The sequence below is a fragment of the Sphingomonas rustica genome (genome assembly GCF_039652585.1).
Taxonomy (GTDB): Bacteria; Pseudomonadota; Alphaproteobacteria; order Sphingomonadales; family Sphingomonadaceae; genus Sphingomonas; species Sphingomonas rustica.
Window position 1 is genome coordinate 77,592 of sequence record NZ_JBDIZK010000012.1, and the last position, 15,039, is coordinate 92,630.

The 15,039-nt window shown below is 67.5% G+C and carries 18 protein-coding genes; 11 read left to right on the forward strand and 7 right to left on the reverse strand.

Going from position 1 to position 15,039, the window contains the following annotated elements; all coding sequences use genetic code 11:
* The first annotated feature begins 9 nt into the window (after window positions 1-9).
* On the forward strand, window positions 10-1,350 hold the full coding sequence (locus tag TPR58_RS18295; RefSeq protein ID WP_346248183.1) for an FG-GAP repeat domain-containing protein: 1,341 nt from the start codon (window positions 10-12) through the stop codon (window positions 1,348-1,350).
* Here TPR58_RS18295 and TPR58_RS18300 read toward each other — a convergent pair.
* The 3 genes from TPR58_RS18300 to otsB are packed head-to-tail and all read right to left on the reverse strand — an operon-like array spanning window position 1,292 to window position 5,204.
* Window positions 1,292-2,683, reverse strand: a complete 1,392-nt coding sequence (locus TPR58_RS18300; RefSeq protein WP_346248184.1) for an alpha,alpha-trehalose-phosphate synthase (UDP-forming) — start codon at window positions 2,681-2,683, stop codon at window positions 1,292-1,294. The two genes, TPR58_RS18295 and TPR58_RS18300, sit on opposite strands and share 59 nt — an antisense overlap.
* Window positions 2,680-4,461: a glycoside hydrolase family 15 protein gene (locus TPR58_RS18305; protein WP_346248185.1), complete on the reverse strand. Its 1,782-nt coding sequence runs from the start codon at window positions 4,459-4,461 to the stop codon at window positions 2,680-2,682. The genes TPR58_RS18300 and TPR58_RS18305 overlap by 4 nt, the downstream gene beginning before the upstream one ends.
* Window positions 4,458-5,204, reverse strand: a complete 747-nt coding sequence (gene otsB, locus TPR58_RS18310) for a trehalose-phosphatase (protein ID WP_346248186.1) — start codon at window positions 5,202-5,204, stop codon at window positions 4,458-4,460. Before otsB ends, TPR58_RS18305 begins: the two co-directional genes overlap by 4 nt.
* 268 nt (window positions 5,205-5,472) lie before the next feature.
* Between otsB and TPR58_RS18315 the strand changes: the two genes are divergently transcribed.
* The 4 genes from TPR58_RS18315 to TPR58_RS18330 all read left to right on the forward strand — a co-directional run bounded on the left by TPR58_RS18315 (window position 5,473) and on the right by TPR58_RS18330 (window position 7,306).
* Window positions 5,473-5,937 (forward strand): helix-turn-helix domain-containing protein, encoded by a 465-nt coding sequence (locus tag TPR58_RS18315; protein WP_346248187.1) that lies wholly within the window; start codon window positions 5,473-5,475, stop codon window positions 5,935-5,937.
* Between the two features lie 65 nt (window positions 5,938-6,002).
* Window positions 6,003-6,371: a hypothetical protein gene (locus TPR58_RS18320; protein ID WP_346248188.1), complete on the forward strand. Its 369-nt coding sequence runs from the start codon at window positions 6,003-6,005 to the stop codon at window positions 6,369-6,371.
* Between the two features lie 47 nt (window positions 6,372-6,418).
* Window positions 6,419-6,850 carry a hypothetical protein gene (locus tag TPR58_RS18325; protein ID WP_346248189.1) on the forward strand — a complete coding sequence of 144 codons (432 nt, stop codon included), beginning with the start codon at window positions 6,419-6,421 and terminating at the stop codon, window positions 6,848-6,850.
* Window positions 6,851-6,871: 21 nt separating this feature from the next.
* Window positions 6,872-7,306, forward strand: a complete 435-nt coding sequence (locus TPR58_RS18330) for a MarR family transcriptional regulator (protein ID WP_346248190.1) — start codon at window positions 6,872-6,874, stop codon at window positions 7,304-7,306.
* Here the strand turns inward: TPR58_RS18330 and TPR58_RS18335 are convergent.
* Window positions 7,303-7,896 (reverse strand): hypothetical protein, encoded by a 594-nt coding sequence (locus tag TPR58_RS18335; protein WP_346248191.1) that lies wholly within the window; start codon window positions 7,894-7,896, stop codon window positions 7,303-7,305. The two genes, TPR58_RS18330 and TPR58_RS18335, sit on opposite strands and share 4 nt — an antisense overlap.
* A gap of 206 nt (window positions 7,897-8,102) precedes the next feature.
* Between TPR58_RS18335 and TPR58_RS18340 the strand changes: the two genes are divergently transcribed.
* The 3 genes from TPR58_RS18340 (at window position 8,103) to TPR58_RS18350 (ending at window position 9,734) form a co-directional block, all read left to right on the forward strand.
* The gene (locus tag TPR58_RS18340; protein ID WP_346248192.1) at window positions 8,103-8,300 is read left to right on the forward strand and encodes a hypothetical protein; all 198 of its coding nucleotides are present in this window, start codon (window positions 8,103-8,105) and stop codon (window positions 8,298-8,300) included.
* A gap of 17 nt (window positions 8,301-8,317) precedes the next feature.
* Window positions 8,318-8,725, forward strand: coding sequence for a lysozyme inhibitor LprI family protein (locus TPR58_RS18345; RefSeq protein ID WP_346248193.1), 408 nt, complete (start codon window positions 8,318-8,320; stop codon window positions 8,723-8,725).
* A gap of 82 nt (window positions 8,726-8,807) precedes the next feature.
* The gene (locus tag TPR58_RS18350) at window positions 8,808-9,734 is read left to right on the forward strand and encodes a DUF808 domain-containing protein (protein WP_346248194.1); all 927 of its coding nucleotides are present in this window, start codon (window positions 8,808-8,810) and stop codon (window positions 9,732-9,734) included.
* Window positions 9,735-9,738: 4 nt separating this feature from the next.
* On the opposite strand, the gene TPR58_RS18355 is transcribed toward TPR58_RS18350, so the two are convergent.
* Window positions 9,739-10,458: a helix-turn-helix transcriptional regulator gene (locus tag TPR58_RS18355; RefSeq protein ID WP_346248195.1), complete on the reverse strand. Its 720-nt coding sequence runs from the start codon at window positions 10,456-10,458 to the stop codon at window positions 9,739-9,741.
* Window positions 10,459-10,547: 89 nt separating this feature from the next.
* Between TPR58_RS18355 and TPR58_RS18360 the strand changes: the two genes are divergently transcribed.
* The 3 genes from TPR58_RS18360 (at window position 10,548) to TPR58_RS18370 (ending at window position 13,224) form a co-directional block, all read left to right on the forward strand.
* Window positions 10,548-10,952, forward strand: a complete 405-nt coding sequence (locus TPR58_RS18360) for a GFA family protein (RefSeq protein ID WP_346248196.1) — start codon at window positions 10,548-10,550, stop codon at window positions 10,950-10,952.
* A 239-nt stretch (window positions 10,953-11,191) separates the two neighbouring features.
* The gene (locus tag TPR58_RS18365) at window positions 11,192-12,046 is read left to right on the forward strand and encodes an HpcH/HpaI aldolase/citrate lyase family protein (protein ID WP_346248197.1); all 855 of its coding nucleotides are present in this window, start codon (window positions 11,192-11,194) and stop codon (window positions 12,044-12,046) included.
* A gap of 113 nt (window positions 12,047-12,159) precedes the next feature.
* Window positions 12,160-13,224 (forward strand): RcnB family protein, encoded by a 1,065-nt coding sequence (locus tag TPR58_RS18370; protein ID WP_346248198.1) that lies wholly within the window; start codon window positions 12,160-12,162, stop codon window positions 13,222-13,224.
* A gap of 24 nt (window positions 13,225-13,248) precedes the next feature.
* Here the strand turns inward: TPR58_RS18370 and TPR58_RS18375 are convergent, their stop codons facing one another.
* Window positions 13,249-14,532 carry a M28 family metallopeptidase gene (locus TPR58_RS18375; protein ID WP_346248302.1) on the reverse strand — a complete coding sequence of 428 codons (1,284 nt, stop codon included), beginning with the start codon at window positions 14,530-14,532 and terminating at the stop codon, window positions 13,249-13,251.
* 126 nt (window positions 14,533-14,658) lie between these two features.
* Window positions 14,659-14,997, reverse strand: a complete 339-nt coding sequence (locus TPR58_RS18380) for a hypothetical protein (RefSeq protein WP_346248199.1) — start codon at window positions 14,995-14,997, stop codon at window positions 14,659-14,661.
* Between the last annotated feature and the right edge of the window lie 42 nt (window positions 14,998-15,039).

Below are 15,039 nucleotides of genomic sequence, written 5' to 3' on the forward strand. Positions count from 1 at the left end.
ACCCCCGCCATGCCCATCGGAACCATGATCGCCCTCATCCTCGCCGCACTGGTCGCGCCGGGAGAACCCGTCGCTGCCGATCCGGCGGCGGGGGACGGCGCATGGTCCCGGTGGGATGTGGCGGCGGCGGCGCAGCATGCGCTGATCCTGCCGGTGTGCACCGGACCCTATCAGATCGCGTCGGGCGACGTGAACGGCGACGGCCTGCCCGACCTGATCATTCCCTGTCGCGGCGAGCTGTTGTCGCCGACGCTCGCCCGGCCGGCCAACGACCAACTGACCGTCTATCTCAACCCCGGGGCGACCGGGGCGTGGGTTCGGCGCGACTTCCCGGTGGGGTTCGGCCCCTATCATTCGGCGATCGGCGACCTCGACGGCGATGGCAGGCCCGACCTGGTCGTTCCCGACTATCAGTCGAACGACGGCCGCGACCTGGCGATCCTCTATGGCGCGAAGGACCGCGAGGCGCTGTTCGAGCCGACCCGCTTCATCGGCTTCCCCGATACCGATCTGGTCAACGAATATGGCCTCGATCCCCGGGGCGAGCCGCGCTATCCGACCCCCGGCCTGACCTCTGCCGTGATCGCGGACGTCAATGGCGACGGGCGGCCCGACATCGTCGCGGTCTCCTATCAGTCCAACGTCTTCTACGTGCTGCTGAACGAAGGCGGGCGGAAGTTCCGCACGCTGCGCTATCCGCAGCAGGCGGCGCCCTATGACCAGATGATGGGCGGGCCGCGCGATATCGCGGTCGGCGATTTCGACGGCGACGGAACGCCCGATCTCGCCTTCTCGATGTACGAATCCAATCTGGTCGAGGTGTGGAAGGGCGACGGCAGCGGCGGCTTCGCGCCGTGGCGCCGCGCATCGTCCTTCGGTCGGATCCCCTATCATTTGAAGGCGGGCGACCTCGATGGCGACGGTCGTCCGGATATCGTCGTCGGCAATCGCAGCACCAGCGACAATGTCGTCGTCCTGCGCAACGATCCCACGCGCTTCACCTATGACGGCTCGTTCAGCCCGCAGACCGCGAAGCGCGGCGAGGTGACCGCCGACGAGATTCGCGACGTGGTGCTCGGCGATATCGATGGCGACGGGATCCTCGACCTTGCCGCGGCGGCGCGCGAATCGGGCAAGCTCGTCTTCTGGCGCGGTACCGGCCGGCGCGGCTTCAACGCTGCCTTCGCCGATCGCCGGACGATGGAGTTTCCCGGCAAGGGGCCGCGCGGCATCGCGCTGCTGCCCGGTGCCGCCGCCGTGATCTTCTACAACAGCAGCGAGGTGGGGATCGTCAGCCTGCCCGGCAGTTCGCCACAGGCTGCGGGGTCACTTCCATCAGCGCGTCGGTGAAGCGGCGCAGCCACCACATCACATCCTGTTCGCGCACGCCCCTGGCCAGGGTTTCCCAGCGACGCTTGCGCTCCGCCAGCGGCATCGCCAGCGCCTGGCGGATCGCGTCGGAGAGCTCCTCGGCGCTGTACGGATTGACCAGCAGCGCCTCGCCCATCTGCTCGGCGGCGCCGGCGAAGCGCGACAGGATCAGCACGCCCGGATCCTCGGGGTCCTGCGCGGCGACATATTCCTTGGCGACCAGGTTCATGCCGTCGCGCAGCGGCGTGACCAGCCCGATCCGGCTGGCGCGGTAGACGCCCGCCAGCACGTCGCGCGGATAGCCGTGATTGACGTAGCGGATCGGCACCCAGTCGAGCGCGGCATGCGCGCCGTTGATCCGCCCGGCCAGCGATTCCAGCGAGCTGCGGATCCGCTGATAGCTTTCGACCGATCCGCGCGACGGCGGTGCGATCTGCAGCAGCACGACTTCCTCGCGCTCGTCCGGATTCTCGATCAGGAACCGCTCATAGCCCAGGAACCGCTCTTCCAGCCCCTTGGAATAGTCGAGCCGGTCGACGCCGACGATCAGCGCGCGGCCGACGGCGCTGTCGCGCACCCGGTTGAACGCCTCGCGCGCCGCCTTGGTCTCGGCCAGCTTCATGAAGTCCGCATCGATCCCGATCGGGCAGGCGATCAGCTGGACCTTGCGATCGCCCAGCGTCAGCGTGCCGTCGTCGCCGACGATCCCGCCCAGTTCCTCGCGCGCATAGTCGCAGAAGGACTGGAGCCATTCCTGGGTGTGAAAGCCGATCACGTCATAGGCGAGCAGCGAGCGGACGAGCGCCGGCGCCTCGGGCAGGGTCGCCAGCAGCCGCCGCGGCGGCCAGGGGATGTGGAGGAAGAAGCCGATCCGGTTCGCCACGCCGCGCGATCGCAGTTCGGCGCCCAGCGGGAACATGTGATAATCCTGGACCCAGATCAGGTCGTCATTCTCGATCAGCGGGCGCACGGTGTCGGCGAACCGCTCGTTGACCCGCTGATAGCCGCCGGCGAAACTGCGCTCATATTCGGCCAGGTCGATCCGATAGTGGAACAGCGGCCACAGGGTGCGGTTCGCATAGCCGTTATAATATTCGTCGATATCCTGGTCTTCCAGATCCACCGTCGCGGTGGTGACGCCGTCCAGGCGCTGGAAGTTGATATGGCCGGTGAACTGTTCGGTGCGTTCCCCCGACCAGCCGAACCAGATACCGCCATTGGCACGCAGCGCGGCGCTGAGGGCAACGGCAAGGCCACCCTGCGCACCGCCGCCGGTACTGACGCGATTGGAAATGACGATGAGCCTGCTCAACGGATCGAACTCCAGGGTTTGCTCAGCAACGCGGCACAGTTGATCATGCCGACCAGCGAGTAGGTCTGGGGGTAATTCCCCCACAGTTCGCCACTCTCGGGATCGATGTCCTCGGAAAGCAGCCCTGCCGCGGTCCTGCGCAGCAGCATTTCTTCGAACAATGCGCGGGCTTCCTCGCTGCGTCCGGTATAGTGCAGCGCCTCGATCAGCCAGAAGGTGCACACGTTGAACGCGGTCTTCGGCAGGCCGAAATCATCCTCGATCGCATAGCGAAGCATATGCGATCCGCGGCGCAGCCCCGCCTCGACCGCTGCGAGCGTGTCGAGAAACCGGGGATCGTCCGGCGCCAGGAAGCGCAGGTCGAGCAGCTGGAGCACGCTGGCGTCCAGATCGTCGCCCGCGAAGGTCGCCGACAGCCGCTTCGTATCGGGGCGCCATGCGGCTTCCTCGATATGGGCGCGGATCCTGTCGGCACGCTCCTGCCACAGCGCGCTGCGTTCGGTCAGGCCGATCGCCGCCGCCGCGTTGGCCAACCGGTCACAGGCTGCCCAGCACATTGCCGAGGAATAGGTATGTACGGACTGGCGGGTTCGCAACTCCCACAGGCCGGCATCGGGCTGGTCGTAATTCTCCCAGGCACGCTCGCCGACCTTTTCAAGCGCCTCGAAATCCTCGACGCCAGACATGCGGAACAGCCGCTGATCGAAGAATGCCTGGGTGTTGGACAGGACGATCTGGCCATAGGCGTCGTGCTGGATCTGCTCATAGGCCTGGTTGCCCACACGGACCGGGCCCATGCCGCGATAGCCGGACAGAGTCTCCTCGATCCGCTCGGTCAGCACCGCCTCGCCCAGCACGCCGTATAGTGGCTGGATATGGCCGCCCTTGGCGCTGTCGACGATGTTGCGCAGATAGACGAGATAGCCCTCGAGCACATCGAGCGCGCCGAGCCGGTTGAGCGCCTGGACCGTGTAATAGGCATCGCGGATCCAGCAGTAGCGATAGTCCCAGTTGCGCTGCGAATCGGCATGCTCGGGCACCGAGGTCGTCAGCGCCGCGACGATCGCGCCGGTTTCCTCGTGCTGACACAGTTTCAGGCTGATCGCCGAGCGGATGACGACTTCCTGCCATTCCAGCGGGATCGCCAGGCCGCGGACCCATTCGCGCCATTCGGCGGCGGTGTTGGCCAGCATCGAATCGATCGTGGCGGCGATGTCGCCAGCGAAACTCTCATCGGGGCCCAGGAAGAAGTGCAGCGTACCCTCCAGGCGGAAGGCACGCTCCTCATGGACCATGCCGACCGGCGCGGTGGTGGTCAGGCGCAGCGTCATCGCGTCGGTCTGGTAGCGGATATGGTTGGTGCCGCCGATCCGCTGGCCGCAGGTGCCGCCCCAGCCGCAGGTCGGCTTCAGCCGGACGCGGATGCGCGGGCGACCGGCCACGGGCCGGACGATCCGGGCGAAGGCGACCGGACGATAGGGTCGCGCCATCCGGCGGAAATAGGGGCAGAAATCGACGACCTCGATCGCATTGCCCGCCGAATCGGTGTGACGACTGACCAGGATCGGCGTGTTGCGTTCGTAACGCTGTTCGACCGACACGCAGTCTTCCAGCTCGACCGACCAATAGCCGGTCTCGGGCGTTTCGCCGCCCAGCAGCGACGAGAACAGCGGATCACCGTCGACGCGCGGCGCACAGCCCCAGACGAAGCGGCCCGCGCGATCGACCAGCGCACTGACCTGGCAATTGCCGATCACCCACAAGTCCAGATCGCTCATGATGCCGTCTCCAGCCAGTCGAGGGTGTCGGATACGGACGCCAGGCGATAGCGTGCCGCGGTGGGACGCTCGGGCCCGATCAGCACCCCGGCCCCGCCCAGCATCGCGGCGGCGATGAAGCCGGGTTCGTCGGTATCGTCGTCGCCGAGGAAGATCGGGGTGGTGCCGCGCATTTCCGGGCTCTCCATCAGGCGGCGCAGCGCATCGCCCTTGTCGCCGCCGCCGGCGCGCACCTCGATCATCATCTTGCCGGTCTGCAGATACAATCCGTGCCGCGCCGCCAGCGTCTGGGCCAGCGCGATGCAGGCCTGCTCGGCCTGCGGGTTGCCGCGATAGTGGAGCGCCGCGCCCAGCGGCTTGTCCTCGACCAGCACGCCCGGCCAGCATTCGGCAAGGTCGCGCATGTCGGCCAGCGCGCTGGACAGTGACTCGGGGCGCGGAGCCAGCACCGCATCGCCGTCGGGATAGTGGAATTCCATGCCGTGGCTGCCGGAGACGATGAACTCCGGCGTTCCGAACAGCGTCCGGATGTCCGCCGCCGCCCGGCCGCTGAGGATCGCCAGCCTTCCGTGGACACGTTCGCGCAGGCGTCGCATCAGCGCGGTCAGCCGCGCATCCACCGCGACTCCGTCGGGCCGCGCGGCGATTTCGACCAGCGTCCCGTCGAAATCCAGGAACAGGCTGGCGTCTTCCAATATGTCCACGGGCGGCGCGATCAGCGCTTCCGCCTCGGCTGCTTGCATGTGCAATTTCCCCTGCAAGAGACCGTATCGACGATCGTTCTTCCCCTAGGGGACGCGTAACGCGCACCGATGGTTCCATTCCGGCACAAGGTTTTGTTGCATCGCAGCATCACCTGTGGCGTGTGACCGCATCGTATCCGGATGGTGAGGAACGGCGGCGGATCGCGCGACTCGTACAGGGCGGTCGAACTGTTCCAGCCTGGTGCAAATCGGTCATTTCGCTCCGATTCGGTTGAGGAAGTGCCGCTTCAGCGGCTAGAGAAGCCACATGAACGATGCGACGCCCCCGGCCAGGCTGACCGAACGCGAGCGCGACTGTCTTCGCCTCGTTTCGCGTGGGCGTTCGTCGAAGGAGATCGGTGCCGAGCTGGGAATCTCGCATCACACGGTGGACCTGCACCTGCGCCGGGCGATCCGCACGCTGGGCGCCAGCGACCGGCGCGATGCGGCGCGCCGGCTCGAGGCCGAAGAGGGGGGGCAAATCCCCTATCAGCAATTGAGTACTCAGCCGCAGGCCATTGCCGAACCGCCGCCGATAACGGCCATATCTCCTCCGATCCGGACCGACCGGCAACCCCGCTTCCGGGTTCCGTTCCTCCGGCAGGGGAGACAATATAATGACCTGACATCTGCCCAGCGCATCGGATGGACCTTCGCGATCGCCGCCCTGATGCTCATCGTGATCGCCAATTTCTTCAACGGGCTCGCCGCTCTGTTCTACATCACCGGCTGATCCCGACTTCTCATCACGCATCATGATCGGACCGCAGCGCCCATGCGCTGCGCCAAGGGGGACTCATGACTTCTGCAAAGACGATTGCCGCGGTGCGCATTGCCCGCTCGCTCAAGCCTGCCGAGACCGCGATGAACGAAGCGGCGCTCAAGGTGCTCGGCGTCGGGACTGCCGTCCTCACCGCACGAGCCGACGGTACCTTTCATCCGCTCGAGGGCCAGTGCGCCGTCGATTTCGTGGGCGACGCCACTGCGAAGGTGTTCGCCGCCATGAAGGATATCCAGAATGCGCACGGCGCGCTTCGCGCCGCCGCGATCCGCCATCAGGTGCTGGGACAGGGCGATATCTTCGAGACGCCGGGCCGCGATGAAACCCATGGCCTGCAGTCGATGCCGACGCCGCTGTCGCTGGTGCCGCATGCCGACGCCGCGTGAGTACGGACGATTGACAGCCATGGCTTTCGCTGGTGCGGGTGCAGTCGATGAACGTGATCATCTATCTTGCATTGCTGCTGGGCTGTTCCGGCTACGCTCTGGCGCGCGGCGGCGCGCCGGAGCGGATCGGCGTGCTGATCCTGGCGCTAGCGATCGTCGCGTCGCATTTCGCGCCGGCGGCCGGACCCGTCCGGTTCAAGACGATCGAATGGGGGGTCATGATGGTCGACCTCGCCATGCTTTCGGCGGTGCTGGTGCTCGCGGTGCGCGCGCAGCGCTTCTGGCCGATGTGGATGGCCGCGATCCTGGTCAACACCATCGTCACGCATCTGCTGATGCTGTCGCCCAACCTGATTCCCTGGTCCTATTCGGTGGCGATCGCCGGCTGGAGCTATCCCAATCCGGTGTTGCTGGCGATCGGCGCCTGGCGGCACCGGTCCAGGATCCGGCTCTACGGCGCGGATCCCGCCTGGAGCTGACCGTTACGAAGGAGGCCGGTCATGCCAAGTGACGGTGTCGCCGCGCGTCGTGCGCTGGCGGAAATCGCGACGCTCGAAGCGACCCTTGCCGAGACCCGAGCCCGCGTCCTCAACCTCGAAAGCGCGCGCCAGGTTGATCTGGCCGCCGCGGCCTATCGCGAGCGCCGCATCCGCGACGCCTGTTTCGGCGAGGACAGCGACCTCTTCGGCGAGCCGGTGTGGGACATGCTGCTTGACCTCTACTCGGCGCGGATGCGCGGGGTGCCGGTCAGCGTCAGCAGCGCCTGCATCGCCGCGCATGTGCCCAACACGACGGCGCTGCGCTACATCGCGATCATGGAGACGCGCGGGCTGGTCTCGCGCCGCCGCGACGATGCCGATGCGCGGCGGGTCTTCGTCGAGATCAGCGATCGGGCGATGGCGCAGGTCCGCGCCTGGCTCGAACGCTCGACCTAGGGGCCGCAGACCCACAGGCCCGAGAAGCTGCGCTGGGCGCCGTCGGCACGGTCATAGGTCAGCGTCGCCGGCCGGGCGGGAGATTCGCCGCGATCGGTCGCGGGGCCGGTGACGCGCAGGGTAATGGTCTTGCCCTTGCCGGCGAAGCGGGTGCCCTTGCTCATCGCATCGAAGCCGCCCGGCGCGCTGACCGGCTCGACCGAATCGAGCACCTTCACCACGCCCTGCGCCCGCTCCGTCGAAGCGACGTCGCCCCGTGCGAGCAACAGCGGCGAGTCGCTGCCCGTCGCGGAGAAGCTGCAGGCGAGTTCGCCGGCGAGCGCGGCGCTCTCGATATCGGCATGCGACAGCGGGGCGAGGACGATCTGTGACCCGTCGCCGCCGACGGTCGGGGCGTCGGCAGTAGCGTTGTCCGCGACCGGAACGGACGGAGTCGGGAGGGGCTCTGCCGGAGCCTCGGCGGGCTCGAGCTGCCGGACCTCGGTCGCGTTATTGCTGGCGGCGGGCGGTGATGCCGAGCAGCCCGCGAGCAGCAATGCGGCGAGCGTCGCTGCGGACAGCAACTGGCGGGGATGGGGTGTCGGCGTCATCGGGCTTCCTCTTGCGTCTCGGCAGGGACGACTGACGAGCAGGGAATGTTGTTCCAAACCGCGATTCTCATCGCCGGATGCGGTGGGTCGAGGAACCGGGGAAGCGCTTTGCGGGTTCAGCTTTTCCGAGGCGAGATCAATTGCTTCGGCTCCAGGATTGATATCGAATGTCCCGCTATCGCCTTCGGGTCCATGGCCCCTGCAAAATGCCCCGGATCCTCGGCCTGGAGGACTCCGATCTGGTCGCCGCCATGATCCGCGGCAACCGCCTGATCGCGCACATGCTGGTGCGCGGCGGGCCGAACCCGGCGGCGATGAAGGGGCATATCGATGTCGAGGACGAGCAGGAACGCGTGGTCGCGCGGCTGCTGTTTTCCGACGTCGCGCGCGGCATCGCAGCCTGATCGGCGGGAGGCCGCCCTTGCGGAACCTGGCGATCGCGGGCGTCAGCGCGCTGATGGTGCTTGGCGGAACCGGCGTGGCGCGGGCGCAGAGCGCCGGCGCCTTCATGACCAATCCCGCCTTCAGCGGCCCGAAGCCGGCGCGGTGCGACTCGACCTATGAGATGCAGCATTGCGCGGCGCATGAGCTGCGCGTTGCCGATCGCGCGATGAGCGCCGCCTATTCCGCGGCACGCTCGCGCAGTTCGGCATCGGCGCGCTCGCGCCTGCTGACGGAGCAGCGACGCTGGCTGCGCACCCGCGACAGCGGCTGCGTGGCGAAGGGGCGCCGCTATGACGGCGGCAGCATGCGGCCCGTCGTCGTGGCGCAGTGCTGGGTCGAGGTGACCCGCGCCCGGACCCGGGCGCTCGGAGCCTGGCGGCGCTAGTCGAGGCGAGGCACGCTTTCGATTGGCGCGGCCCCGCTCTTCGGGCATCAGGGCGCCACCCTTGATTCCAGGATCCTCTCCAATGCCCTCCGGACTAGTTGCGCTTCTCGACGATATCGCCGGGATCACCAAGCTTGCGGCCGCCTCGCTCGACGATGTCGGTGCAGCTGCGGGCAAGGCGGGCAGCAAGGCGATCGGCGTCGTGGTCGACGATACCGCGGTCACCCCGCGCTATGTGGTCGGCCTGGCGCCCGAGCGCGAATTGCCGATCATCTGGAAGATCGCGCTGGGATCGCTGCGCAACAAGCTGTTGATCCTGCTGCCCGCCGCGCTGCTGCTGAGCGCGTTCGCGCCCTGGGCGATCACGCCGCTGCTGATGCTGGGCGGCGCATTCCTGTGTTTCGAAGGTGCGGAGAAACTGCTCGAGGCGTTCGGCGAACATGCCGAGGTGACCGAGACGCAGGAGGTTCAGGACCCCGCCGCGATCGAGAAGGAAAAGATCAGCGGCGCGATCCGCACCGACCTGATCCTCTCGGCGGAGATCATGGCGATCGCGCTGGCCGACGTCGCGACCTCGCCGATCTACACGCAGGGCGTGGTGCTGGCCATCGTGGGCATCGGGATCACCATCGGCGTCTATGGCGTGGTCGCGCTGATCGTGAAGATGGACGATATCGGGCTGCACATGGCGCAGCGCAAAAGCGCGGCGACGCGCGGCATCGGCCGCGGGCTGGTGAAGGCGATGCCGAAGCTGATGACCTTCCTGTCTATTGTCGGCACCGCGGCGATGCTGTGGGTCGGCGGCGGCATCCTGATCCACGGACTGGAAGTGCTGGGCTTCGGCGCGCCCGCGCATGCGGTTCATCACGCGTCCGAAGTCGTATCGCACGCGACCGGCCCGATCGGCGGCGTGTTCGGCTGGCTGACCGGTGCGATCGCATCCGGCCTGCTGGGCCTGGCGGTGGGCGCGGTGATCGCGCTGACGCTCCACCGTATCCGCCCGCATTGATCGCCTAGCCGGGGCCGTCCGCATCGTTGCGCCAGCGTTCGGCGCTGGCCTGGATCTGCCTGAGCCACCGGGCGCGCAGCCGCGACGGCTGGCCGGGGATCGGCGTGTCGAGAAAACGGGCCGAGGCGATGCGATCGAGGCGGAAGGTGCGGAAGTCGCCGCGCAGCTCGCACCACCCGATCAGCACGCGCGAGGCGTCGCGATAGCCGATCAGCAGCGGCCAGACCGTGCGGTGCGAAACCCGGCCTGCCTCATCGGCATAGTCGATCTCGATCGTCCGCGCCGCGCGGATCCAGGCGCGCAGCTGACCCGCGTCGATTCCGTCGCGCGGCCGGTCCCAGCTGGGCACGGCCCGGGCGGCAGGGTCGAGCAGGAAGGGCTGCAGTTCGTCGGGGAGGACGGTCAGGATCTTGGCAAGCACATCGCGCGCGGCACGCGCCAGCGTCGGGTCGGCATTGCCCGCCACCCACTGCGCGCCGAGCGCGACCGCGTCCACCTCGTCCGCCGTCAGCATCAGCGGGGGCAGGTCGAACCCCTGTTCGAGGACATAGCCGATGCCCGCCTCGCCGCGGATCGGCACGCGCTGGCCGACCAGGGCGGCGATGTCGCGATAGACCGATCGCCTGGAGGTCTCCAGCTCCTCGGCGATCGCATCTGCGGTCACCGGGCGCGACGAGCGTCGCAGGATCTGGACGATCTGGAACAGGCGATCCGCTTTCCTCATCCCCGAACCCTACTGACAGGCTGCTGACACCATGCTGTCAGCAGCCTGTCAGTAGGACGGCCTCGCGATATAATCGAGGAGGAACGACGATGTTGAACACCTATCGGGGCAGCTGTCATTGCGGCGCGGTGACGTTCGAGGCCGATGTCGATTTCGATGCGGGGACGGGCAAGTGCAACTGTTCGATCTGCACCAAGCGCCGTGCTTGGAACGTGCTGCTGAAGCCCGACCAGTTCCGCCTGTTGAGCGGGGGGGAGGCGTTGAGCGACTATCAGTTCGCGACGAAGAGCGGGCATCACCGCTTCTGCGCCACCTGTGGTTGCGCGCCGTTCGGCGATGGCGACGTGCCCGAGATCGGCGGGGCGTTCGTCTCGGTGGCGGTCATGTGCCTCGACGATGTGCCGCTGCAAATGCTTGAATCGGCGCCGGTGCGTTATGCGGACGGCCGTCACGACAACTGGTTAAACGAGCCGGCCGAGAAGGCGATCCTCTAGGCGGGGGAGTCCCGTTTCGGGGCAGCTCCGTACAAGTGCGTGGATTTCAGCTGGATGCAGTACGCGTAATACAGCCACGAACCCGAGGGTCGAACCTTGCGGGTTTTCTGGGCCGGACGTTCTTCGTGATCGTCCGGTCCTTTTTCGTTCAAGCTTGCGCGCGGCCGCAAATCATTGCCACGATCGGCCTGTCGGTGCCAAGGACGACGGATCGTCCATCCCCGCGAGAGTGCCTGCCTGTGAAGCTCAGATCGCTGCTGTTCGTCCCCGGGGACCGCCCGGACCGTTTTGCGAAAGCGGCGGCGAGCGGCGCGGATGCGCTGATCCTCGACCTGGAGGATTCGGTATCGCCCGAAAAGAAGCAGGAGGCCCGCGTCGCGGTCGCGCGGTGGCTGGAGGGTGGCCGGCTGCTGCCCTGCTTCGTCCGGATCAATCCGCTCGACAGCGATCTGGCGGAGGCGGACTTGGCCGCGGTGCTTCCGTTCCGGCCCGATGGTCTGGTGCTGCCCAAGGCGGAAGGGGCGGCGTCGGTCCGCCGGCTGGTCGACCTGGCAGGCGATTCTTGCCCGCCGATCCTGCCGATCGCGACGGAGACGCCGGCGGCGATCTTCGAACTGGGCAGCTACCGCCAGATGGGCGAACGGCTGGCGGGGCTGACCTGGGGCGCGGAGGATCTTCCGGCCGCGATCGGTGCCGCCAGTTCCCGCGAGGCGGACGGCAGCTATACCGCCCCCTATGCGATGGCGCGTTCGCTGGTCCTGTTCGGCGCCCATGCCGGAGGTGTCGCGGCGATCGAGACCGTCTATCCCGACATCTCGGATGTGGATGGGCTGGCAGCCTATGTCGCACGCGGACGACGTGACGGATTCACCGGCATGATGGCGATCCACCCTGCCCAGGTACCCACGATCAATGCGGGATTTACCCCCAGCGACGCGGAAATCGCGCATGCCCGTTCGATCGTCGATGCCTTTGCGGCGGCGCCCGGTGCAGGCGCGCTGAAGCTGGACGGGCGGATGATCGACCGGCCGCATCTGAAACAGGCCGAGGCGCTGCTGGCGCGTGCCGGGGACCTGGCGAACACGCTAAACTGACCCGCATCGAGACAGCGTTAACCTTCTCCCATTGTAGCGGGGGCCGGGCAGGAACGGTAATCCTTCGTCAACCATGAGAGCCCGGGGGCTGATCGGGGCGAAGGAGTTCGGCAATGCGAAATCTATCCATGGCGGTCCTGACCGTGTCAGCCCTGGCGACAATGCCGGCGGCGGCCCAGATCCGCACGCCGGGCCCGACCGTCTATCAGCAAGGCGCCGGCATCCCGGCGCCGCGCGGGATGGTGGCACGTCCGCAGCCGCAACCTCGGCCCCTGCCGCAGATGCAGCAGCCGCCGCGAGTCGATGTCCCGGCCTCGGCCCTGCGCCGCGACTGGCGCCAGTCGCCGCCGCGCACGCGGCCGAACCCGCCGCGCCAGGCGCAGCGTCCGGATTTCCGCCCGGATCATCGTCAGGCCAATCGCGGCCATCGCTGGGGTGGCGTCGTCGGCGGCCGCTGGTGGGGCGGGTCGCGCGCGCCGGGGGGATGGAACAGCTATCGCCGTCCGTCGCGCGGCTGGTCGCTGCCGGGATACTGGATGAGCTCGAACTTCGGCATCCCCGACTATTACAGCTACGGGCTGCGTGCGCCGGGCAACGGCTATTCCTGGGTCCGCTATTATGACGATGCGGTGATGGTCGACCGAAGCGGCCGCGTGATCGACTGGGCCGACGGCATCGCGTGGAACGACCAGGGCGATTATGACGGCTATTACGACCAGGATGATTCCTGGGGTGCGGACAGCAGCTACGCCTATTCCGACGACGTGACCTATGACGCCGGCCGTTATGGCGAGGCGAGCGGCTATCCCGATGCCGCGCCCACCTATGGTGCAACCTATGGCTATCCGGGCGGCTATCCGCCGCAGGCACCGGCAGGGCCGCCGCCGGTTCAGGTCCGGTCCTATCCCGCCTATGGCGGCGGATATTCGGCAGGCTATGGCAGCAACAGCTATTATGGCGGGGGCTATTATGCCGGGGGCGGTACCACCACGACGGTCGTCATCCAGCCCGCGCCGATGGTGACGACCACCACCGTCGTCGAGGAAGTGATCGAGGAATCGGTCTCGACGCGCACCTATGCGGCGCCGCGCCGTGCGGTTCGTCGTCCGGTCCGCAAGTATCGGGCGAAGCCCAGGCCGGTCGCGCGCCAGTGCAGCTGCCAGTGCGTGTGCCGCTGACGCGGCACACGCATCGTGGCGGCCTCAGCGTTCGCGCCCGCCGAAGGTAACCAGGCTTTCCTCGCCGTCGGTCGACAGCGCGGAAACGCCGACGAAGTTGTCGTCGACGATCACGCCCTTCAGGACCGTCTCGGTGCCGGTCACGTCGACATGGCCGGTCCAGTCCTGCGCGTCGTTGCGGCGCCAGTGGACGCGGTACTTCGTCGCACCGGGGACTGCCGGCCATTTGACTGTCGTGTCGGTCGACAATGCGCCGACCAGCGTCACCTTCGCAGGCGCATCGGGGGCGCCGGCGAGGCGACGGATCGTGGCGACGTTGATCGCCGTCACCTTCGCCAGATAGGGAAAGTCCATCCGGTCGATCGTATCGCCATAGACGCGCCCGTTGTCGGTGCGCAGGTCCTGGTGCTGGGCGTCGTAATTCTCGACCCCGACCGAGAATCGCACCGCGGGATAGCCGAGATTGAGGAAGGGGGTGTGGTCGCCGCCGCGTCCGAACCGGTCGGGCCTGCGATCGAGAAACACATCGAGCCCGCCGGGGATCGTGCCGGCGACGCCGTCGATGGCCTTCGCCAGTGCCCGCGACGGGCCGTCATCCTCACCGCCATCGGCGCGGCGGGCAAGTTGCGCATCGAGCGGCTCCGACGCGCGGATGCCTTCGGAAAAGACGCGGACGCGGTCGGCGACCCGGCTGCCGTCCTGGCCGACCGTGTTGCCGACGATGTCGTTGTTGAGCACCGCGACGACGGTCCAGCCCTTTTCCTTCGCGGTCTCGGCTAGAAGCTGGCCGCCCCACAGGCCCTGTTCCTCGCCCGACAGGACCGCATAGACGATGGTCGCATCGAACTTTTCCTTCGACAGGATCCGCGCGCTTTCCAGCACCAGCGCGACGCCCGAGGCATCGTCATTGGCGCCCGGCGCATCGGAGGTGATGTCCATCACATCGGTCACGCGGCTGTCGATATGGCCCATCACGATCACCACCCGCTTGGGATCGCGACCCTTCTGGAAGCCCAGCACGTCGACGACATTGACCCCGTTCGGTGCGCGCGGACCGGTGAAGCCGCGCGCGATATTGGCGACCTCGATACAGTCGCACGCATCCCCGATCCGGCTGAGCTCCGCCATCGCCCAGCGCCGCGCCGCGCCGATCCCGCGCGTCGGATGATCGGGATCGGAGAGGGTGTGGCGGGTGCCGAAGCTGACCAGCCTGGCGACATCGGCCTTCAGCCGGGCCGGGGACGGCTTTTCCTGCGCCAGCGCAGGGGTGGCGAGCAGGGCGAGGGGGAGCAGGGTGAGAATGCGCATGGCGCGGAACGTGACGACCATAGGCGCGCGGGTCAATCGCCGAGCGATCGCCCGGAGATGCGGCGAATGGGAAAAGGATCGCAAGGCCGGCGAGTTCCGGATTCGTATCCCGGCATTTGACGGGTCCTACACCAGGGGTCCCACGCCCGCCGCTCTCATGCGGTTGCCGGCACAATAGGACATGACGGTGGCCGCCCATCCCACAGCATGGAGGCTGGTCAGGCTGTCGGCAACGACGCCGAACGCGATGACGGCAAGCGCGACCGGCGAGAGTTTCACTGCCTCTTCCAGTGTCACGAGTCGATCCGGGACCGTCCGGCTGGACATGTAGGCGAGGCATGCCAGGACGATCGCCGATAGCGTGGTCGCGAAGCCCGGCGATTTGCCGATCGCGATCAGCGCCAGCGCCGTATAGGCCAGGCCGAACAGTGCCTGAAGCGTGCGGACCCGTATAGTCGTCGGCATGATCGCCTCCATCGGAGGAGCCATTGTACAGCGTTGCTGCAC